Raw genomic sequence first — 18,216 nt, 5'->3', positions numbered from 1 at the left:
TCTATGAAGGCAGATTGGATGACATACAAAAGAGAGTGTTCACCTGTTAGCGGTGCAGACACTCTCTTTGTATATATTTCGCAAGTTCTTCCGGTTTTTGCGAGCCGAGGTACAAACAGTCTCCGTTCGTCAGCTCGATCCATATTCCCTTCTTTCCTTTCATAGTGTAAGCACGGCCTTTTTTCAAACTCCAGCGAATTCCCCAACCGCCGTAGGACATAGGATGGTAAGGCTGGACTTGGATGTTTTTGATTTGTTGATATGGAATAACACGGGGGCGAAATGGGAAAAAACGAATGACAAGTCCTTCTTTTTCCGTTTTTGTGACTAGTTTCATCGACAAAAAGAAGAGCGGAAAACAGATGCCGAAAAACAGAAACAAGCCCCACATTCCCGTATCGCTTGCCGGCTTCGCGCCAAATGGGATTCCAAATATAATTTGCTGGATAAATCCGTACCACATAACAGCGGCGACGATAAGGACAAGCGCGTTCGCATACCAAGGTGGACGCTGCACTTCGCGCATGACTATCGTCCTCCTTTCTGTGTCTTCCTTTATTATATTCTTCAAGAACTAAAGAACTCCTTTATTTGCCGGAAGCAATCGGAAGTGTTACAATAATCACGGATAACAGGATAAAAAGTTTTCTAGGGTTCCGTGGCCACGCGGCGGCCAGTCTGCGACCGTGAGAAAACGCGCGGTGTTTCCGCGTACGCAGAGGGACAAAAGCCCTGGAGAGTATCGTTTCGATATTTCTTCACGGCTTTTTTTATTTGGACAAAAAGGAGATGAGGAAAATGGCTTGGGTATATTTAGTTATTGCCGGCATTTTCGAAGTCGTATGGGCGGTCGCGTTAAAATATACGATGGGATTTACGCGGCTTGTGCCGTCCATCATCACGGTTTTCGGTGCGATTGCCAGCTTTTATTTTTTGTCGGTGGCGACAAAAACGCTGCCAATCGGAACCGCTTATGCGGTATGGACGGGAATCGGGGCGATGGGAGCGGTTATTATCGGGATGGTATTCTTGAATGAACCGATCAATGCTTCACGCGTAATCTTTTTGCTGCTTATTTTGGTGGGGCTTGTTGGTTTGAAATTGACGTCGGGGCATTAAACGAAAAAGCATGCTTTATGTCTTTTGCGATTACTGTTTTTCTCTGTTATGTCCATGTGCTTTGAGGTGCTTGACCACAGGAATAACAGGGATGCTTCCCCCATCCAATTATGTATAAAAAATAAAAAAAGAGAGGATGTTAGTTTTTGAATGAAACTAACTATCCTCAATTCATTATATTCTGCTTATGATGAACCCTGCTTGTTTTCAAGTATTGTACAGGAAAGAGTAGCATTAGCCTTACTTTTCTGAAGGAGACGGAATCGGGACTTTCCAGTTTCCATCTTTATAGAAAACCGTCGCCGTCTTTAAGGTGAGGGTGAGTTGAGTTGGTATTTTCTCGATTCCTTCTATTTCTAACTCTCTTTTCACATGATAAGTCATTGTCTGTTTATCATAGCCTATTATTGATACACGGGAAGTGTCCTTGGTGTTAATAGTGAATATGTTTCCGTGTTCATCACTTAGTTCGAAATGTCCTCCTGCGAGATGAGCTTTTTCCTCTATTTCTAGTATTCCTACTCGTTTTCCGTCTTTGTTTGTTTCTAACCTAAAGTTTTGAATGGTAAATGAATTACCTTTGTAATCAAAGGTAACAGGTTGCTCGTTTAATTTGATTGGATTAAAGGTGATAGATTTATTTGGATACTCTACTCTTTCAATTCCTCGAAAAACAAATGTCAACTTTTCTCCCTTTGGAAGCGGAATGAACGAATAGCGCCAATCCACTTTCTCTATTTGGCGAGGAGAGTATTGGGTGTGGTCGGATAAGACGAACCCTTTCGTACCATTATCACGGCCTTTCGGAAGAGTTGTGGCAACTATGTTTCCTTTGCTGTCAACAATGTCATAAAGCAGTCCGTGATAAGAATAGCCAATACCTTGGATAAAGTATTCTGGGTGACCTTCCATCAATTTTTTCCCTTTTTCCGTCCATCTTGTTTCAAAATTTAAACTTGTTAAAGTAGGAGAGTAAACAACATTTTTTAATGTAATAGCCAATCCTTCAGATGTCACATATTCTTTGTTGATAGGCAGCGTTTTTGTTGCTTTTATGCTTTTCTCAATATTAACTGGAACTTTTAAATTCCATTTGCCTTTGGTTGAACCAATTTTATTGATACTAATGTTGGCGAAAAGTTGCTTAGAATCGGAAGCTGAATGGTTTAACTCAAACATCAGATCAGCGTAAGGATAGTGAGGAAACACACGATTAATGTATTGTGTTACAAATCGTCCTTTTTTTGTTCGATAATTCGTGCTTGTCGATACAATATCACCATCTTTATCTGTAATGTAAAATGTATTTAAGTCTTTCACAAAATATATTGCTCTCCCTGGTCCCCATTCTTGAGATTCGAAAAGAATGGTCGGGTCAATAAATTCACCGTTTTCTTTTTCAAGGCTGTACGTAAGAATAAGACGGTTTGCGTCTGCCATCACTTCTTTTACTTTAAGAGTAATGCCGTTATCGGTAACAGAGGCTTCTGTTGTTTCGGAAAATCCTTCTTTTGCGGCGATTTGCAATCCTTCATCGAGGTCAGGGCGAACAAAAAATGATTTGATATATGCCGCAAAGGTCGGGGAAAGATAAGCGCCCGCTGAGATGCCAATCGTTATTGAAGCAGCGGCAATGGCCAGCCACTTTTTCCATTTTGATTTACGTGGGGGGTTTTGTTTTGACTGCTCTTCCATTTTGTAAGGAAGTTCTTTCGCGAATGCAAAAATGCTTTCTGGAACTTGGATATGATCCATTGATTTTTCGATTTTCCGTTTCCAAAAATCATCTTGAAAACTCATCGAAGTTCCTCCTTCCGCTCTTCTTGATATGCTTGATAAAGCAGATTTCGAGCTTGAAACAGCCGCGATTTCACCGTGCCTTCTTTGATTTGGAGAAGCTCGGCAATCTCGCTAATCTTCATGTTTTGATAGTAATAAAGCACAAGAATAACGCGATATTTCATGTCGAGCTTAAGAATATGCGCCAAAAGCTCCTGCTCCTCTTCTTTGCTGATCACTTCGTCAACGGGCAAGTGATGGGAATTCGATAAAAACGGAAGCATATCGCTGATTTCGGTATATTGCCTTTCTTTTCCGAGTTTGCGCGCCAAATCAATGGCGCGGTGTGTGACAAGCCGGTAAAACCATGACGAGAAATGGTGAATTTCCTTATCTTCGCTGATTGCGCGATAGGCTTCGAGCAAACTGTTTTGTATGGCGTCTTCGGCGTCGTGATGTGAGCGAAGTATCGTAAAAGCGAGCCGGTACGCTTTCGTTAGATGCGGGGAAACAAGCAGATAAAAAGCATCTTTGTTTCCTTGTCTGCACTGCGCCAAAAGATGTTGTTCATCATGCATACAACCATCCTTTCTTTTGTCAGAGTTTTATCTGCATATAAGGCGAAGTCGAAGAAGAAAAGGTTCAATTTTTTATTATGCATTAAAAAAGACTGCTGACGAAATGCAGCAGTCTGGGTTACTTTTCAAACCCATATTCCCGTTCTACTTTGCACACCCGGACTGAATAGCGCTCGTACCATTGCTGCTTTCCTTTTTCTTGAGCGATTTGGTGCGCCGCGTGCGCTTTCCATTGCTCAATATCCTCTAAAGAATCCCAATAGGAAACGGTGATGCCGACGCCTCTTTCATTGCGGACGCTGTCGACGCCAAGAAAACCAGGCTGTTGGGAAGCCAGTTCAATCATTTGTTTCGCCATCGCATCATATCCGTGATCTCCTTCGGTTCGCTCCGAGGTAAAAATCACTGCGTAATATGGCTTTTCCATCGTTTTTCCCCCTTATCCTTTTATGTACTCTTGTCTCTTCACGATGATTTTGACATCTGACAAGAGGAAAATGCTTGTTAAAATAACGGCTAGGCCGCCGAGCATGCCAATCGTGATTTTTTCGTGAAGGAAGATCATTCCCCAGATGACACCGAAAACAGGTACAAGAAAGGTAACGCTTAACGTTTTTGTTGGACCAACGTTTGCTAGTAAGTAAAAATAAAATAAGTAAGCAATCGCCGTGCAAAAAACGGCCAGTCCCAATACCGAATATATGACGAGCGGTGATACTGGTTTCGTTGGAATAGCGAAGGCTGCCAACGGAATGAGCACGAAAGCGGCGCCTAGTTGCTGTCCAATCGACAACGATAAGGAAGAAACTCCCGTAAACGCTTTTTTGGCATACACACCGCCGCAGCCGTAGGAGAACGCCGCCAAAACCGACAGTAACGCAGAAAAAACGGTTTGCATCGAAAGCGGAACAGGGCTCCAGCCGACTAGCGCAAACACACCGACAATTCCGAGGCCGATGCCGATCCATTTTTTTGCATAAAGCGGCTCGTGAAGAAACCATCGCGAAACAAGCGCGGTAAACAACGGAGTGGTCGAGTTCAAAATGGCCGCTACGGAAGCAGGTAAATGAAGTGTGGCAGCGGCGATCAGTGTAAACGGAATTGCCGCATTCAGCGCCCCGACGATGAGATATTGCTTCCAATAAGCTTTCAGCTCTATGCTTTTTTTGAACATCCATACATACAATAACAGCACGAGGCCGGCGATAAGCACGCGCAACTCAATTGTAAGCACAGGACCGATGACAGGAGAAGCGATGCGCATAAATAAAAAAGAAGCTCCCCATAAAGCTGCAAGCAGAAAAAGAGCAGAAATTTCTTTGGTATTCATATTCCGTCTCTCCTAATGAATTTTTTTTGAATTATATCATATTTTTTCTATTGGCACAGAAGAGATTGATTGACAAGTCGAGTTTTTTATTGACAACGCATATAACGATTGAATATCATTAAATTGAAAATAATATATGGTTTCTGTGTTAAAGGGGAGTAGCTTTAACAGCAAAGTCGTCAGTTCAGGGTCACACCCTCGGCTTTGTTGGCAACGATGACGTTGTTAGCGAGACCTTTGCCGATATTGGTAAAGGTCTGTTTTTATGAAGACCTTTACCGATTTGGTAAAGGTCTTTTTATTTTCGTGAAGAAAGGAGGATGATTGGAGAAAATAGAAAGGTGATTTGGAAAAGATGTAATTATTTATTAGGGGGGGATATGATGAGGAAAATATGGGAACGGATGCGTTTCGTGGTTAAAATTCGCCGGTTTATCCCGTTTTTAATAGAATTTTTTCGATCTCAAGAAGTGTCTACATTTAAAAAGTCGCTCTCCATTTTACTCTTAGCTATTTATATGGTGTTTCCATTTGACATCATCCCGGATTGGTTTTGGTTGTTTGGCATCATCGATGATATAACCGTGCTATTATTTATCCTTCAACAAATAGTAAAAATGGCACCATCACATTTAAAAGATAAATACGGCATTTAAAAGGAGGAATAGTAAAATGGAATTATTTTCAATGGAATTTTTATCTGCACTTTTATCAATTGTTATTATCGATCTTGTACTAGCGGGCGATAATGCGATCGTCATTGGTTTGGCGGCGCGAAATTTGCCGAAGCATCAACAGAAAAAAGCAGTCATTTGGGGAACGGTAGGGGCGGTTGTAATCCGCGCGCTTGCGACCTTATTTGTCGTATGGCTATTAAAAGTTCCTGGATTGCTGCTGATTGGCGGTATATTGCTTGTTGGGATCGCTTATAAGCTTCTCGTCGAAGAAAAAGGTCATGATGTGGAAGCAGGAGGAAGCTTATGGGAGGCAATCCGCACGATTATTATCGCCGATGCGTTGATGGGATTGGATAATGTGCTGGCGGTAGCGGGAGCCGCGCACGGAAGCTTCTTATTAGTTATATTAGGATTATTAATTTCGGTGCCTATCATGGTATGGGGAAGTACGTTAATTTTGAAGTGGATCGAACGTTTCCCAATTATTATTACAATCGGAGCGGGAGTGCTTGCATGGACGGCTTCGAAAATGATTGTGGATGAACCGTTTTTAGATCAGTACTTCGCCAATCCGGTTGTAAAATACGGATTTGAAATTCTTGTCGTTGCTGGAGTGATTGCCGTTGGCACATTGAAAAAGAAGAAGGGTGAAAACCAATTAGAAACAAAAGCCGCCAACGAATGATTGGCGGCTTTTGCTTATAACTCATCAAATCCGTTATCGATGTTCACTTTTGTATATTGCCTTGATTTTTGTTCGAAAAAGTCTGATTTGCCGAGGTCGACTTCTTCATATGCTTTAATCCAGCGCAATGGATTTGTCCGATAGCCGTCAAACGGACGGTCAAATCCAAGCTGATGGGCACGGACGTTGGCGTAAAACTTAATGTAGGCGCTCAAATCATGCATATCAATGCCATCGATATCGTTGCCGATGATGTAATTGGCCCATTCGATTTCCAGCTTTGCTGCTTTAATGAACGTTTCTCGCACAAATTCAGCAAGTTCCGGTGTGTTGTATTCCGGATATTCGTTTAGCACTTCTTTAAAAATTTTTGCGAATAAGTCGACATGAATATGTTCGTCCCGATTGATGTAATTAATCATCGTGCTTGTCGCGACCATTTTTTGATTGCGCGCCAAGTTATAAAAGAAAGCAAAGCCGGAGTAGAAGAACAGACCCTCTAAAATAACGTCATACACGATCGATTTTAGCAAGTTTTCGACATTTGGATGTTCAGCAAACTGTTTATAGCCGTTTGTGACGAAGTCGTTTCGCTTTCGCAAAATCGGTTCGTTTCGCCAAAATTCAAACACTTCGTCCTGCTTGCTTTTTGGCACGAGGCTTGAAAGAACGTAAGAATATGAATGATTATGAATGACCTCTTGCTGCGCGAGCATAATCATCAGCGCGTTAATGCTTGAATCAGTGATATAATCGGCGACTCTTCCAGCGTAATCTGTTTGAATGCTGTCAAGCAGCGCTAAAAGTCCAATGATTTTCAAAAACGCGTCTTGTTCGCGTTCTGTTAAAAGCGGAAATTGTTTAACATCCTGGGACATATTGATCTCAAACGGTGTCCAAAAGTTTGCCAGCATTCTTTTATATTTGGCGTAAGCCCAAGGATAGGCGATATCATCCCAGTTTAAGACATTCGAACTTTTGCCGTTAATGATTCGCGTTGAGCGGTTTGGTGCTTCTGGGTCCATGATGATCCGCTTCGTTAATGGATGTGCCATGTTTTATTCCCCCTTGGCATTAACTTGCGCATGATTCACATTCATCGATCGTGCTGGAAGTAGAGCGGACGTAATACGTTGTTTTTAGTCCTGACTTCCATGCGGTGAGATGAAGATCCAACAGCTCTTTTGCTTTGATGGTGTTCAACACGTAAAAATTAAACGAAATCGCTTGGTCGATATGGCGTTGGCGCGCCGCATTTTGTTTAATGCTCCAATGCTGGTCGATATGGTAAGCTGATTTATAGTACCACGTTGTTTCGGAGTTGAGGTCGGGCACGGTAACTGGAATTTTGTAATCTTTCTTTTCTTCGGCGTACACTTTTAAAAAGATCGGATCGATGCTGGCGGTGCTGCCGGCGATAATTGACGTCGAAGCGTTTGGCGCAATCGCCATCACATAGCCGTTGCGCATGCCGTATTTGGCAACTTGTTTTTTCAGCGTGTCCCAGTCGACGTTGTCGTTGCGGCGGTATCCGCGTTTATCAAAATAAGCGCCCGTCTGCCAGTCGGAACCTGGAAACGCCGGATATCTTCCTTTTTCTTTTGCAAGCTCCATGCTTGTTTGGATCGCTAAGTAGGCAATTCTTTCGTACAGCTTGTCCGCGTATTCAACCGCTTCGTCTGATTCCCAGCGAATGCCTTTTAACGCAAGCAAATGATGCCAGCCGAACGTGCCAAGTCCGACGGCGCGGTATTTTTGATTGGTGAGTTTCGCTTGTAATACCGGGATATTATTTAAGTCAATGACGTTATCGAGCATGCGCATTTGGATCGGGATGAGCCGCTCGAGTACACCGTCGGTGACGGCGCGGGCAAGATTGACGGAAGACAAATTGCAAACAACGAAATCGCCTGGGATTTTTTCAATGATAATCTTTCCATCTTTCGTATATTGTTTTTCCACGACGGTCGGGCTTTGGTTTTGCGCGATTTCTGTACAAAGGTTGCTGCAGTAAATCATGCCGAGATGCGCGTTCGGGTTTTTCCGGTTCACTTCGTCGCGGTAAAACATAAATGGTGTGCCGGATTCTAACTGGCTGCGCATAATGCTTTTCATTATTTCGATCGCTGGCACTTTTTCTTTCGAAAGGCCCTCTTCTTGGACGCATTGCCAATATTTTCTGCGGAAGCTTCCGCTGCCTTTTTCCTCATCATAAAAGTCTTCCAAACTAAATCCCATCACTTTGCGCACTTCATGGGGGTCAAACAAGTACCAATCGCCGCGTTTTTCTACTTGCTCCATAAATAAATCTGGGATGCAGACGCCCGTAAACAAATCATGTGTTCTCATTCGTTCATCGCCATTATTTAATTTCGCGTCCAAAAAAGCGAAAATGTCTTTATGCCAAACATCCAAATAAACGGAAATCGCCCCTTTTCGCTGCCCTAATTGGTCAACACTGACGGAGGTGTTATTGAGTTGCTTCATCCATGGAATAACGCCGGACGAAACGCCTTTAAAGCCTTTGATATCGCTGCCGCGGCTTCTGATTTTGCCGAGATAGACGCCGATTCCGCCGCCGGATTTCGAAAGGTTAGCAATGTCGGTGTTGCTGTCGTAAATGCCTTGCAGGCTGTCATCGACTGTATCGACAAAACAGCTTGACAGTTGTCCGTAGCTTTTGCCGGCGTTTGCCAAAGTTGGTGTGGCAACGGTCATGTACAAGTTGCTTAAAGCCCAGTATGCTTCTTGGATGAGGGCAAAACGGCGCTGCTTTGGCTCTTTGGCCATTAGCGTCATCGCGATGATGAGAAACCGCTCTTGCGGAAGCTCATATAAGTTGCGTTCATAGTCGCGGGCAAGGTAGCGATCGGCGAATGTGCGCAAGCCGATATAGGTAAACAGCTTGTCTTTTTTGGGATCGATAAGTTTGGCGAGTTTCGTGATTTCTTCTTTTGTATAATCTTCCAAAAGGGAACGATGATACACTCCCTTTTCGACAAGTGCAGCAATTAAATCATAAAGGCTGCCGTAGCGTTTCGCTTCGTCGTATCCGCGCTGCTTTGCCGCTTCTTTATATAGTTGTTTTAAATAAATGCGGGCGCAGACAAATGTCCATTCCGGTTCCGTTTCGCTAATGTAGGAAAGCCCCTCGAGTATGAGGTAATGAAAGAGCTGCTCGACAGAAATAGCCTCTTTATGTTCGATCACGCGGATGATGCGTTCGATATAGTCGTCTGTCCGTAAGTGCGGAAAATCGCTCGTCGTGCGGCGGATAAAGGAAATGAGTTTCTCACGGGAAAATGGTTCCGCTTGTCCATTTTCTTTCGTAATCATCGTATTGCTTGTTTGCAACGCCATCATTTTCTCCTCCTTGTCATCCATAAAAAAATCCACTCGGGTCAACGAGTGGATGAAACGACAGCATAAAAAGGGTAGGTGAAGCCCTTTTCCACCATCGTTTCATCTTCTCGCACCCCGGAGAACATGAAACGCAACCAAGCAAGGCAGGTCTCCTGACTCGTGCTTCTTCCTACTTTGGATCCTTCCCATATGCGTGCCCAAACGAGCTTTCGCATACAGTGGATGTTCCATTTCGTCCACACATACAGTTGCGGGGGCAGTTCTGGATTCTCACCAGATTCCCTATTAAGTCCGGATGGACACCATTGCTTGCGGTTTTTATACTATATTTAGTTGTTTCCTTAGTTTATAACACAATATATAGTGTTGTTGCTGTTGGTACAAGCATATAATAAAACGATGGAAAATTCAACTATTTTTTGTAAGGGCATGAAAAAATGAGGAATGCTTTTCTAGTGGGAAGGCATTCCTCATTTGCGGGAAGTTCGAAATTTTAGCAACAAAAATTGAAGTAGCAATCCAATGCATACCCCTGGAATGACAAAAAGCGTCGGAAGCCAAATAGGACCGAAAACGATTTCGAAAATTTTAATATGTGCGGAATACATAAGAGCGATCGTGACGAAATAGGCAGAGAACACATAGGGAAGAAAGGAGTAGGGGGACTGTCCCCCTCCCGCATCTTTTACCGCATCCCACATGGCGTAAAAGTATAAACATGGATAGAACATTAACCATTGGAAATCAACGACATCAATCGCTTCTTTGTTGTTCCCTAAAAAGCTTAATCGAATTGCTTCATTGAATCGCGATTGTACGTTAATGAGAAATTCCAACAAAATAAACAAAGTGCCTTTGAAGTATTTTTTATTGAGAAGTTGGCCCAATCCAGGCAATGCAATGCTCCACATTAACTGTTCTATTGCCTTCACGTTTCCTAACCCTTTGCTTTGTGTTGTTTGTTGTTGCAATCGAAAAAAGAAGATATAATCATTGCGCAAAAAACTCATGATTATCTTCTTAATATTACATTTTTAACAAATAAAACTACTTTATACTTTTTGGAATAATAAAACAGTTATCCAAAATTCAACAAATTAATATTAGGCAGGAATGTTCAGAGTAAAAAAGATATGGTAATAAAACGACTATAAAAATATTTATCTTTATAATATTTAGAAAATATTCTTTAAATTTTTCAGAATAGTTAATATAATATTATTAAAACAACAAAGGGGGAAAAGACGTGAAAGGATTAAAATCGGCCTTGCTTTGGGGGCTTATTTCCGCTCTTGGAGCGGCAGGGTTTGCCGTTCTTGCATTGAACCGCGGCGAGACGGTAAATGCGATTTGGCTGATTGTCGCTGCTGTCTGTACGTATGCAGTAGCGTACCGTTTTTATAGTAAATTTATCGCTCGCAAAGTATTTGAACTTGATGACAGTCGCAAAACGCCTGCGGAAGTGTTTAATGATGGAAAAGATTATGTGCCGACAAACAAATGGGTATTATTCGGCCATCATTTTGCGGCGATCGCTGGCGCCGGACCGCTTGTCGGACCGATTTTAGCAGCGCAAATGGGATATTTGCCTGGCACGCTTTGGATTATTATCGGCGTTGTTTTAGGCGGAGCTGTCCAAGATTTTATTATTTTATTTGCGTCTATGCGGCGCAATGGTAAATCGCTTGGCGAAATGGTGAAGGAAGAAATTGGCCCGGTTACAGGGTTCATTGCATCGCTTGGTATTTTAGGAATCATGATTATTTTATTAGCTGTTTTAGCATTGGTAGTAGTAAAAGCGCTTGTAGGAAGCCCTTGGGGAATGTTTACGATTGCCGCAACGATTCCAATTGCGATTTTGATGGGAGTTTACATGCGCTTTATTCGTCCAGGGCGTGTGGCGGAAGCTTCATTAATGGGATTTATTCTGCTTCTTGTTTCTCTTGTCGCTGGACAATATGTGGCGGAGCACCCGACATTAGCGAAAGTCTTTACATTGAAAGGTGAAACGATCGCGATTTTAATGATTGCTTACGGATTTGTCGCATCTGCTTTGCCGGTGTGGCTGCTGCTTGCGCCGCGCGACTATTTGAGTACGTTCTTAAAAATCGGGACGATTGTTGGTTTAGCGCTAGGAATTTTAGTTGTTGCTCCAGACTTGCAAATGCCGGCGCTGACGAAATTTGTTGACGGCACTGGTCCTGTGTTTGCTGGTGACTTATTCCCATTCTTATTTATTACGATTGCCTGTGGTGCGGTGTCTGGATTCCATGCACTTGTTTCGTCCGGTACAACGCCAAAAATGATTGAGATGGAGAGCCATGCCCGCCCGATCGGCTATGGAGCCATGTTAATGGAATCGTTCGTTGCTGTCATGGCGATGGTGGCAGCATGTGTGCTGACTCCGGGTGCGTATTTTGCCATCAACAGCCCGGCTGCTGTCATCGGGCAGGATGTTGTGCAAGCAGCAAAAGTCGTGTCTTCATGGGGATTTACAATTACGCCTGATATGCTAACAGAACTTGCAAAAGATGTCGGCGAGCAGACGATTTTATCGCGTACTGGCGGGGCGCCGACACTAGCGATCGGAATGGCTGTCATTCTCTCTAAAGTGATCGGTGGAAAAACATTAATGGCATTCTGGTATCATTTCGCAATTTTGTTCGAAGCGCTCTTTATTTTAACAACAATTGATGCTGGAACACGTGTAGGCCGCTTTATGATTCAAGATATTATGGGCACTTTCTACAAACCGCTTGGAAAAACAGATTCGCTAGTTTCCAATATTATCGCGACTACATTATGTGTATTAGCTTGGGGGTATTTCTTATATCAAGGGGTAGTCGATCCTCTTGGCGGTATTAATACATTGTGGCCGCTTTTTGGTATCGCGAACCAAATGTTGGCAGGAATTGCGCTTTTATTTGGAACGACGATTTTATTCAAAATGGGCAAAAAAGCATATGTTTGGGTGACATTGATCCCAACGACATGGCTTTTAGTGGTAACGATGACGGCAGGATACCAAAAGCTGTTCCATAGCAATCCAAAAATCGGTTTTCTAGCTCATGCTAATGCCTTTAAAGATGCATTAAATCAAGGCAAAATTTTAGCACCTGCAACCAATGAAGCACAAATGCGGCAAATCATTATGAACGACTACATTGATGCAACGCTTTGCGCGATTTTCATGCTTGTTGTGATTGCCATGTTGATTTCGGCAGTAAATATGTGGATAAAAGTATTGAAAAACAAACATGTACCGTTGAAAGAAGCACCTTATATTCCAAGAGATGGAGGAAATGAGGTTAAACATTATGCGTAAGTGGCTTCATACGATTCTTTCCTACCGCAAGCAATTTCTTGATTTGCTGGTTGGTGTTCCAAACTACGAGAAATATGTAGAACATATGAAAACACATCATCCAGGAGAGCCGATCAAATCAAGAAAAGAGTTTTTCTGCGAAGTGCAGGAAGCGCGCTATAACGGCAAAGGCGGAAAAGTATCGCGCTGTTGCTGACATAAAAAGGGGAAACTATTCCCCTTTTTTCCTTTTTCGTATTTATTTCAAGTTAATGAGGACAAGCTTTTTCGTTTGTGTTTTCCTGTTCATTCACTGTTTTGTCATAAGAAAAATAACTTTCTTTTTGTTTTATAAGGGGGAATAAATATATGCGTATACTTGTAGTCGGTGCAGGCGCGGTTGGCGGTTATTTCGGCGGCCGGTTGTTGGAAAAAGGGGTGGACGTGACGTTTCTTGTTCGTGAGCGAAGAAAAAAGCAGCTGCAAGAACATGGACTTGTCATTCGTAGCGTCCATGGAGATGTGGTGTTAAATCCAAAACTGCTTGTAACAGGAGAAAATGCAGAGCCATTTGATGTTGTTATTTTCTCCAACAAAGCGTACCATTTGCCAGAAGCGATTCGCGATGTGAAACCGTATGTTGGTGAAAAAACGATGATTTTACCGCTGTTAAACGGCATGGCGCATATGGAAATGTTTTGGAATGAGTTTGGAAAGGAAAACGTGTTAGGAGGGCTTTGTTTTATCGAAACAACGCTGAATGAGCATGGAGAAATCGTGCAAACAAGCGCTTCCCATGATGTTCGATTTGGGGAATGGTCCGGGGAGAGGACGGAGCGGGTTCGTGCGCTCGAGCAATTATTTTCTAATTGTAACGCCCGGTTTCGTTTAAGCGAGCACATTGTAATAGATATGTGGAATAAATATTTATTTATTGCGACAATGTCAGGAGTGACGACGCTGTTTCGAGCGCCGATTGGACCAATTCGTTCTGGAAAGTACGGGCAAGAAATTATTTTCGGATTGCTAAAAGAGATTGCGGCCGTGATGCGGGCACATGGAGCGCCAATTGCCGATGATATCGAAGAAAAACAACTGGCGCAATTAAACGGAATAGAAGCGACGATGAAATCGTCGATGCAGCGGGATATGGAAAAAGGACAATTCATTGAAGCGGATCATTTGCAAGGATATTTGCTTTCGTTGGCTCAGCGATATAATGTAGAAACACCATTATTAAAAGTCGTATACCATAATTTAACGATTTACGAAGCGAATCGTAGAAAAATGGAATAAAAATATGGAAGAAGTGCAGCATTCCAATATACAAGGGAAGGATGCCTTCTTTTTTTAAAAAGATTGTATATTGTGATGATGTAGTGCAGAGTAATGGTGAAAGTGGATAAAAAGAGGAGGATAAGCTTGAAGAAAGCATGGTGGAAAGAAGGAGTTGCGTATCAAATTTATCCAAGAAGCTTCATCGATTCGAACGGAGACGGAATTGGAGATCTTCGCGGAATTATCGAGAAGCTTGATTATTTAAAAGACCTTGGAATCGATATCATATGGATCTGTCCAATTTACAAGTCGCCGAATGCTGATAACGGATATGATATTAGCGATTATCACGCGATTATGGAAGAATTCGGGACAATGGAAGACTTTGACTTATTGCTCGAGGAAATTCACCGGCGCGGCATGAAAGTGATTTTAGATTTAGTCATTAACCATACAAGCGATGAACATCCATGGTTTATTGAATCGCGTTCATCACGGGATAATCCGAAGCGGGATTGGTACATTTGGCGTGACGGAAAAAATGGAAAAGAGCCGAACAACTGGGAAAGCATCTTTGGCGGATCGGCGTGGGAGTATGACCCGAAAACCGATCAATATTATTTGCACATATTTGACGTGAAGCAGCCGGATTTAAATTGGGAAAACGAAGAAGTGCGCCAGGCTCTGTATAAAATGATTAATTGGTGGTTGGATAAAGGAATTGATGGATTTCGAGTGGATGCCATTTCTCATATTAAGAAAAAACCGGGATTGCCGGATTTGCCGAATCCGAAAGGGTTGGATTATGTTCCGGCTTTTGCCGGCCATATGAACCAAGAGGGGATTATGGATTATTTAAGAGAGCTCAAAATGCAAACGTTTGCGCACTATGATATTATGACAGTTGGCGAAGCAAATGGCGTTACCGTTGAGGATGCGGAAGAATGGGTCGGTGAAGAAAACGGCATTTTCAATATGGTTTTCCAGTTTGAACATTTAGGGTTATGGCAAAAAGGAACAAACGGCGGAGTGGATGTGCGACAATTAAAGCGCACGTTGACAAAATGGCAAAAAGGGTTGGAAAACCGCGGCTGGAACGCGCTGTTTTTAGAAAACCATGATCAGCCTCGTTCTGTTTCGACGTGGGGAAATGATGAGGAATACCTTACCGAAAGTGCGAAGGCGCTCGGCGCGATGTACTTTTTGATGCAGGGAACACCGTTTATTTATCAAGGACAAGAAATTGGGATGACGAACGTCCAATTTTCGAATATTGAAGACTACAATGATGTGGCTATTAAAAGAATGTATCAAATCGAACGGGAAAAGGGCCGCTCCCATGAAGAAATAATGAAAGTGATTTGGAAAACAGGGCGCGACAATTCGCGAACCCCAATGCAATGGTCCGACGCGCCAAACGCGGGGTTTACGACGGGAACGCCATGGATGAAAGTGAACGAAAACTATAAGACCATTAACGTCGAGGCGCAATTGCGCAACCCGAACTCCGTCCTTCAGTTTTACAAAAAAATGATTCGGCTTCGCAAGGAGAACGAAGTGTTTATTTATGGAACGTACGATTTGATTTTAGAAAAGCATCCGACGATTTATGCGTACACAAGAACGCTTGGAAACGAAAAAGCGGTGGTTATTGTCAATTTAAGCGATAAACCAGCGATGTATCGATATGATGGCATTCGATTAAGCTCAGAAAATTTGGTGCTGCAAAACTATGATGTAAAACCGCATAAAAACGCAACGCGCTTTAAGCTGAAACCGTATGAAGCGCGCGTATATTTGCTGAAATAGACAAAAGCTGCCGTTCATTTCTCGGCAGCTTTATTTTGCTTCGGTGTGAAGAGCTGGCGCTTGCCACTAGCAACAGTGAAAGCAAGAGAGTGAATGCGGAGGCGGCAAATCTGATTCTGAACAGCTATTTCAGCTTCATACCCCTCAGATCAAGTAGCAATTTGGCCTAACCGCTTCAATGTACTGTAGACCGCTGACTCGAACTCGATGAAGCCCAAATACGAAGCTACATCTTGGAATGGGAAAATTTGAGAAGCCCAAAATCCACCAATGCCGTTCTTACGGTCGATCCAGTAGAACAGGTTGGCTAGACCGGACCACATCAATTGGCCTGCTGGACGACCTGTAGGGGTAGGATCTTCGTTTACCTGGAATGTATAGGACCACGATTTTTGCACGCCAGGATAGAACTCACCGTCATTAGCTAGCGATGGATCGGACGAGATCCAGCCGCCGCTCTTCAATGCGCCAAGCCCGTTCTGAGCCATTTGCGCGACCGTTTCTGGTTTGATTACGCCCGCACCGTCATTCAGGATCATCCGGATAAATTTCATATACTCACCAATGCTGGCATACAAACCATGTCCTCCCATGTCCATTTCAGGAGATTGCGGCAGGATGAGATCAGGCAGTGGTGTGATATTACCGTCTTTTGCGCGACTGTGGATGGTTGCGCGGCGTTCCATCATCGACGGCGTTAGCGTGAATCCGATGTCGGTCATGCCTAGAGGAGCAAAAAGATGCTCGGCCATTACTTCACCCAGTCGCTTGCCGCGTACGGCTTCGACAACTTTGCCAACCCAGTCGATGTTGACGCCATAGTTCCATCGTTCGCCTGGCTCAAATAGCAGCACACTCTTAATCGAGTCAAAGGTACTAGTGAGGATGGAAGGTATTCCTTTTTGCTCGCGATATCTTCGATCCTCATGACTGAAGAACTCGTAACCGAAGCCAGCCGTGTGGAGCATCAGCATGTTGATCGTAATGTCGGTTTTAGGTTCTCTTAATTTAGGCTGCCCGTCTGCGTCAAAACCCTCAAGAACCTTAATCTCGGCAATCTCAGGAACATACTTTTTGACTGGATCGTCGAGACTGACTTTTCCTTCCTCGACCAATTGCATCAATACTGTGCCGGTGATGGCCTTAGTGGTTGAGAAAAGAGCAAACACTGTGTCGGTGGTCATCGGCGTTTCCTTTCCGAGTTCGCGCACCCCGGCTGCACCTTCATAGATGTTGCCCTCACGATCAGTTATCATCGCAACCACTCCGGGCACGCCTCCAGCCCTGCCTACAGCTTTATCCAAAACTTTGTCAAGAACATCCTTGAGAGCATTCTTGATTGCTTGCCTCGTCATATCTTCATCATCCCCCTCATAAGCTCTATTGATTTTATAATTTTCTATTTTTTAAGAATATTGATTTTTTTCAAACTGAATGTATCATGCCAGGCAGGGCTTGTCAAATTATTTTGTACTGTCCTTTTGTAAACTTCGCCTGCGGCAATTATATCCGGCATAAGTGAAAGTAATTTTAATAGAAGCTATGTAATGATATGCTGTCTATATTTAAGCAGGATTTTTTTATGGGTTATAGAATATATACAAGAAGAGGAGGAAAAAAATTATGGATGAAATTCGCTACCCGATTGGTAAATTTCAAGTACCGGCTGCGTTTTGCGAAGAAGATGCGAAACAGTGGATTTCTGATATTCGCCAAATACCAGCAAAATTGCGGGAGGCGGTCAGCGGATTAAATGAAGAACAGCTGAACACGCCGTATCGAGATGGTGGGTGGACGGTTGCACAAGTTGTCCATCACATCGCCGATGCAAGCATGAACGCGTTTTTGCGCACAAAATGGACATTGACGGAAGATATTCCTTCGATTAAACCGTTTGAGGAAAATGATTGGGCAAAGACGACAGAAGCTCGTTCACTACATATCGAGCCATCGCTGCAATTGCTCGAAGGCCTTCACGAGCGGTGGTCACATCTACTAGAATCAATGAGCAGCGATGATTTTCATCGGAATTTTTATCATGAAGGTACAAAAGAGAACGTCCCTTTATATGTGTTAATCGCCATGCACGCATGGCACGGCAAACATCATACGGCGCAAATTGCTTCGTTGCGACAACGTAAAGGATGGAACTAAAAGCTGCCCTAGGCGGGCAGCTTTTTTATCTTATAAGATGGGAAACTTATGCTTGAAATTGCTGCGCCGCCTTATTAACAGAAGGAGAAGCAATATATCAGATTGGTCAATGTTATCCTGGCGAGCAGGATATGGCTTAT

At 43.2% G+C, this 18,216-nt stretch carries 17 protein-coding genes and 2 riboswitches; of the genes, 8 read left to right on the top strand and 9 right to left on the bottom strand.

What is annotated here, in order from left to right:
- Window positions 1-46: 46 nt before the first annotated feature.
- Complete coding sequence (locus QSJ37_RS08245) at window positions 47-526, bottom strand: DUF6141 family protein (RefSeq protein ID WP_285754658.1); 480 nt, start codon at window positions 524-526, stop codon at window positions 47-49.
- Window positions 527-637: 111 nt separating this feature from the next.
- Window positions 638-740: riboswitch (guanidine-I (ykkC/yxkD leader) on the top strand.
- 58 nt (window positions 741-798) lie between these two features.
- On the opposite strand from QSJ37_RS08245, the gene sugE reads away from it, so the two are divergent.
- Window positions 799-1,119, top strand: a complete 321-nt coding sequence (gene sugE, locus QSJ37_RS08240) for a quaternary ammonium compound efflux SMR transporter SugE (protein ID WP_285754657.1) — start codon at window positions 799-801, stop codon at window positions 1,117-1,119.
- Between the two features lie 240 nt (window positions 1,120-1,359).
- On the opposite strand, the gene QSJ37_RS08235 is transcribed toward sugE, so the two are convergent.
- From QSJ37_RS08235 to QSJ37_RS08220, 4 genes are all read right to left on the bottom strand, one after another.
- A complete protein-coding gene (locus QSJ37_RS08235; RefSeq protein ID WP_285754656.1) occupies window positions 1,360-2,919 on the bottom strand; it encodes a DUF4179 domain-containing protein in 1,560 nt (519 codons plus the stop codon).
- Window positions 2,916-3,476 carry an RNA polymerase sigma factor gene (locus QSJ37_RS08230; RefSeq protein ID WP_166911740.1) on the bottom strand — a complete coding sequence of 187 codons (561 nt, stop codon included), beginning with the start codon at window positions 3,474-3,476 and terminating at the stop codon, window positions 2,916-2,918. The genes QSJ37_RS08235 and QSJ37_RS08230 overlap by 4 nt, the downstream gene beginning before the upstream one ends.
- A 118-nt stretch (window positions 3,477-3,594) precedes the next feature.
- Window positions 3,595-3,903, bottom strand: coding sequence for an antibiotic biosynthesis monooxygenase family protein (locus tag QSJ37_RS08225; RefSeq protein WP_285754655.1), 309 nt, complete (start codon window positions 3,901-3,903; stop codon window positions 3,595-3,597).
- A 12-nt stretch (window positions 3,904-3,915) separates the two neighbouring features.
- The gene (locus QSJ37_RS08220; protein ID WP_285754654.1) at window positions 3,916-4,806 is read right to left on the bottom strand and encodes a DMT family transporter; all 891 of its coding nucleotides are present in this window, start codon (window positions 4,804-4,806) and stop codon (window positions 3,916-3,918) included.
- 383 nt (window positions 4,807-5,189) lie between these two features.
- Here QSJ37_RS08220 and QSJ37_RS08215 point away from each other — a divergent pair, with 383 nt between their 5' ends.
- A complete protein-coding gene (locus QSJ37_RS08215) occupies window positions 5,190-5,462 on the top strand; it encodes a YkvA family protein (protein WP_285754792.1) in 273 nt (90 codons plus the stop codon).
- Window positions 5,463-5,478: 16 nt separating this feature from the next.
- The gene (locus tag QSJ37_RS08210; RefSeq protein ID WP_285754653.1) at window positions 5,479-6,168 is read left to right on the top strand and encodes a TerC family protein; all 690 of its coding nucleotides are present in this window, start codon (window positions 5,479-5,481) and stop codon (window positions 6,166-6,168) included.
- A gap of 14 nt (window positions 6,169-6,182) precedes the next feature.
- Here the strand turns inward: QSJ37_RS08210 and QSJ37_RS08205 are convergent, their stop codons facing one another.
- The 3 genes from QSJ37_RS08205 to QSJ37_RS08195 all read right to left on the bottom strand — a co-directional run bounded on the left by QSJ37_RS08205 (window position 6,183) and on the right by QSJ37_RS08195 (window position 10,463).
- Entirely contained in the window at window positions 6,183-7,223 is a 1,041-nt protein-coding gene (locus QSJ37_RS08205; protein ID WP_285754652.1) for a ribonucleotide-diphosphate reductase subunit beta, read from the bottom strand.
- Between the two features lie 19 nt (window positions 7,224-7,242).
- A complete protein-coding gene (locus QSJ37_RS08200; RefSeq protein ID WP_285754791.1) occupies window positions 7,243-9,528 on the bottom strand; it encodes a ribonucleoside-diphosphate reductase subunit alpha in 2,286 nt (761 codons plus the stop codon).
- Between the two features lie 128 nt (window positions 9,529-9,656).
- Window positions 9,657-9,854, bottom strand: a riboswitch (cobalamin riboswitch).
- Window positions 9,855-10,001: 147 nt separating this feature from the next.
- Window positions 10,002-10,463 carry a hypothetical protein gene (locus QSJ37_RS08195; protein WP_285754790.1) on the bottom strand — a complete coding sequence of 154 codons (462 nt, stop codon included), beginning with the start codon at window positions 10,461-10,463 and terminating at the stop codon, window positions 10,002-10,004.
- Between the two features lie 314 nt (window positions 10,464-10,777).
- Here QSJ37_RS08195 and QSJ37_RS08190 point away from each other — a divergent pair, with 314 nt between their 5' ends.
- The 4 genes from QSJ37_RS08190 to QSJ37_RS08175 all read left to right on the top strand — a co-directional run bounded on the left by QSJ37_RS08190 (window position 10,778) and on the right by QSJ37_RS08175 (window position 15,922).
- Window positions 10,778-12,856, top strand: a complete 2,079-nt coding sequence (locus tag QSJ37_RS08190; RefSeq protein WP_285754651.1) for a carbon starvation CstA family protein — start codon at window positions 10,778-10,780, stop codon at window positions 12,854-12,856.
- Window positions 12,849-13,052, top strand: coding sequence for a YbdD/YjiX family protein (locus QSJ37_RS08185; RefSeq protein WP_017435755.1), 204 nt, complete (start codon window positions 12,849-12,851; stop codon window positions 13,050-13,052). The genes QSJ37_RS08190 and QSJ37_RS08185 overlap by 8 nt, the downstream gene beginning before the upstream one ends.
- Window positions 13,053-13,204: 152 nt before the next feature.
- Entirely contained in the window at window positions 13,205-14,131 is a 927-nt protein-coding gene (panE, locus tag QSJ37_RS08180) for a 2-dehydropantoate 2-reductase (protein WP_285754650.1), read from the top strand.
- Between the two features lie 126 nt (window positions 14,132-14,257).
- Window positions 14,258-15,922 carry a glycoside hydrolase family 13 protein gene (locus QSJ37_RS08175; protein ID WP_285754649.1) on the top strand — a complete coding sequence of 555 codons (1,665 nt, stop codon included), beginning with the start codon at window positions 14,258-14,260 and terminating at the stop codon, window positions 15,920-15,922.
- A 149-nt stretch (window positions 15,923-16,071) separates the two neighbouring features.
- Here the strand turns inward: QSJ37_RS08175 and acmB are convergent, their stop codons facing one another.
- Entirely contained in the window at window positions 16,072-17,277 is a 1,206-nt protein-coding gene (gene acmB, locus QSJ37_RS08170) for a methyl acetate hydrolase AcmB (RefSeq protein ID WP_285754648.1), read from the bottom strand.
- A gap of 268 nt (window positions 17,278-17,545) precedes the next feature.
- Here acmB and QSJ37_RS08165 point away from each other — a divergent pair, with 268 nt between their 5' ends.
- On the top strand, window positions 17,546-18,076 hold the full coding sequence (locus QSJ37_RS08165; RefSeq protein ID WP_285754647.1) for a YfiT family bacillithiol transferase: 531 nt from the start codon (window positions 17,546-17,548) through the stop codon (window positions 18,074-18,076).
- Window positions 18,077-18,216: the final 140 nt, after the last annotated feature.

It is taken from the genome of Parageobacillus sp. G301, from assembly GCF_030268025.1.
Classification (GTDB): Bacteria; Bacillota; Bacilli; order Bacillales; family Anoxybacillaceae; genus Parageobacillus_B; species Parageobacillus_B toebii.
This window is presented reverse-complemented; position numbering and strand designations above follow the sequence as displayed.

Excerpts from the sequence above, each read along its gene's own strand:
- QSJ37_RS08245 (WP_285754658.1), bottom strand. The coding sequence starts at position 526 with ATGCGCGAAGTGCAGCGTCCACCTTGGTATGCGAACGCGCTTGTCCTT.
- sugE (WP_285754657.1), top strand. The coding sequence starts at position 799 with ATGGCTTGGGTATATTTAGTTATTGCCGGCATTTTCGAAGTCGTATGG.
- QSJ37_RS08235 (WP_285754656.1), bottom strand. The coding sequence starts at position 2,919 with ATGAGTTTTCAAGATGATTTTTGGAAACGGAAAATCGAAAAATCAATG.
- QSJ37_RS08230 (WP_166911740.1), bottom strand. The coding sequence starts at position 3,476 with ATGCATGATGAACAACATCTTTTGGCGCAGTGCAGACAAGGAAACAAA.
- QSJ37_RS08225 (WP_285754655.1), bottom strand. The coding sequence starts at position 3,903 with ATGGAAAAGCCATATTACGCAGTGATTTTTACCTCGGAGCGAACCGAA.
- QSJ37_RS08220 (WP_285754654.1), bottom strand. The coding sequence starts at position 4,806 with ATGAATACCAAAGAAATTTCTGCTCTTTTTCTGCTTGCAGCTTTATGG.
- QSJ37_RS08215 (WP_285754792.1), top strand. The coding sequence starts at position 5,190 with ATGAGGAAAATATGGGAACGGATGCGTTTCGTGGTTAAAATTCGCCGG.
- QSJ37_RS08210 (WP_285754653.1), top strand. The coding sequence starts at position 5,479 with ATGGAATTATTTTCAATGGAATTTTTATCTGCACTTTTATCAATTGTT.
- QSJ37_RS08205 (WP_285754652.1), bottom strand. The coding sequence starts at position 7,223 with ATGGCACATCCATTAACGAAGCGGATCATCATGGACCCAGAAGCACCA.
- QSJ37_RS08200 (WP_285754791.1), bottom strand. The coding sequence starts at position 9,528 with ATGGCGTTGCAAACAAGCAATACGATGATTACGAAAGAAAATGGACAA.
- QSJ37_RS08185 (WP_017435755.1), top strand. The coding sequence starts at position 12,849 with ATGCGTAAGTGGCTTCATACGATTCTTTCCTACCGCAAGCAATTTCTT.
- panE (WP_285754650.1), top strand. The coding sequence starts at position 13,205 with ATGCGTATACTTGTAGTCGGTGCAGGCGCGGTTGGCGGTTATTTCGGC.
- acmB (WP_285754648.1), bottom strand. The coding sequence starts at position 17,277 with ATGACGAGGCAAGCAATCAAGAATGCTCTCAAGGATGTTCTTGACAAA.
- QSJ37_RS08165 (WP_285754647.1), top strand. The coding sequence starts at position 17,546 with ATGGATGAAATTCGCTACCCGATTGGTAAATTTCAAGTACCGGCTGCG.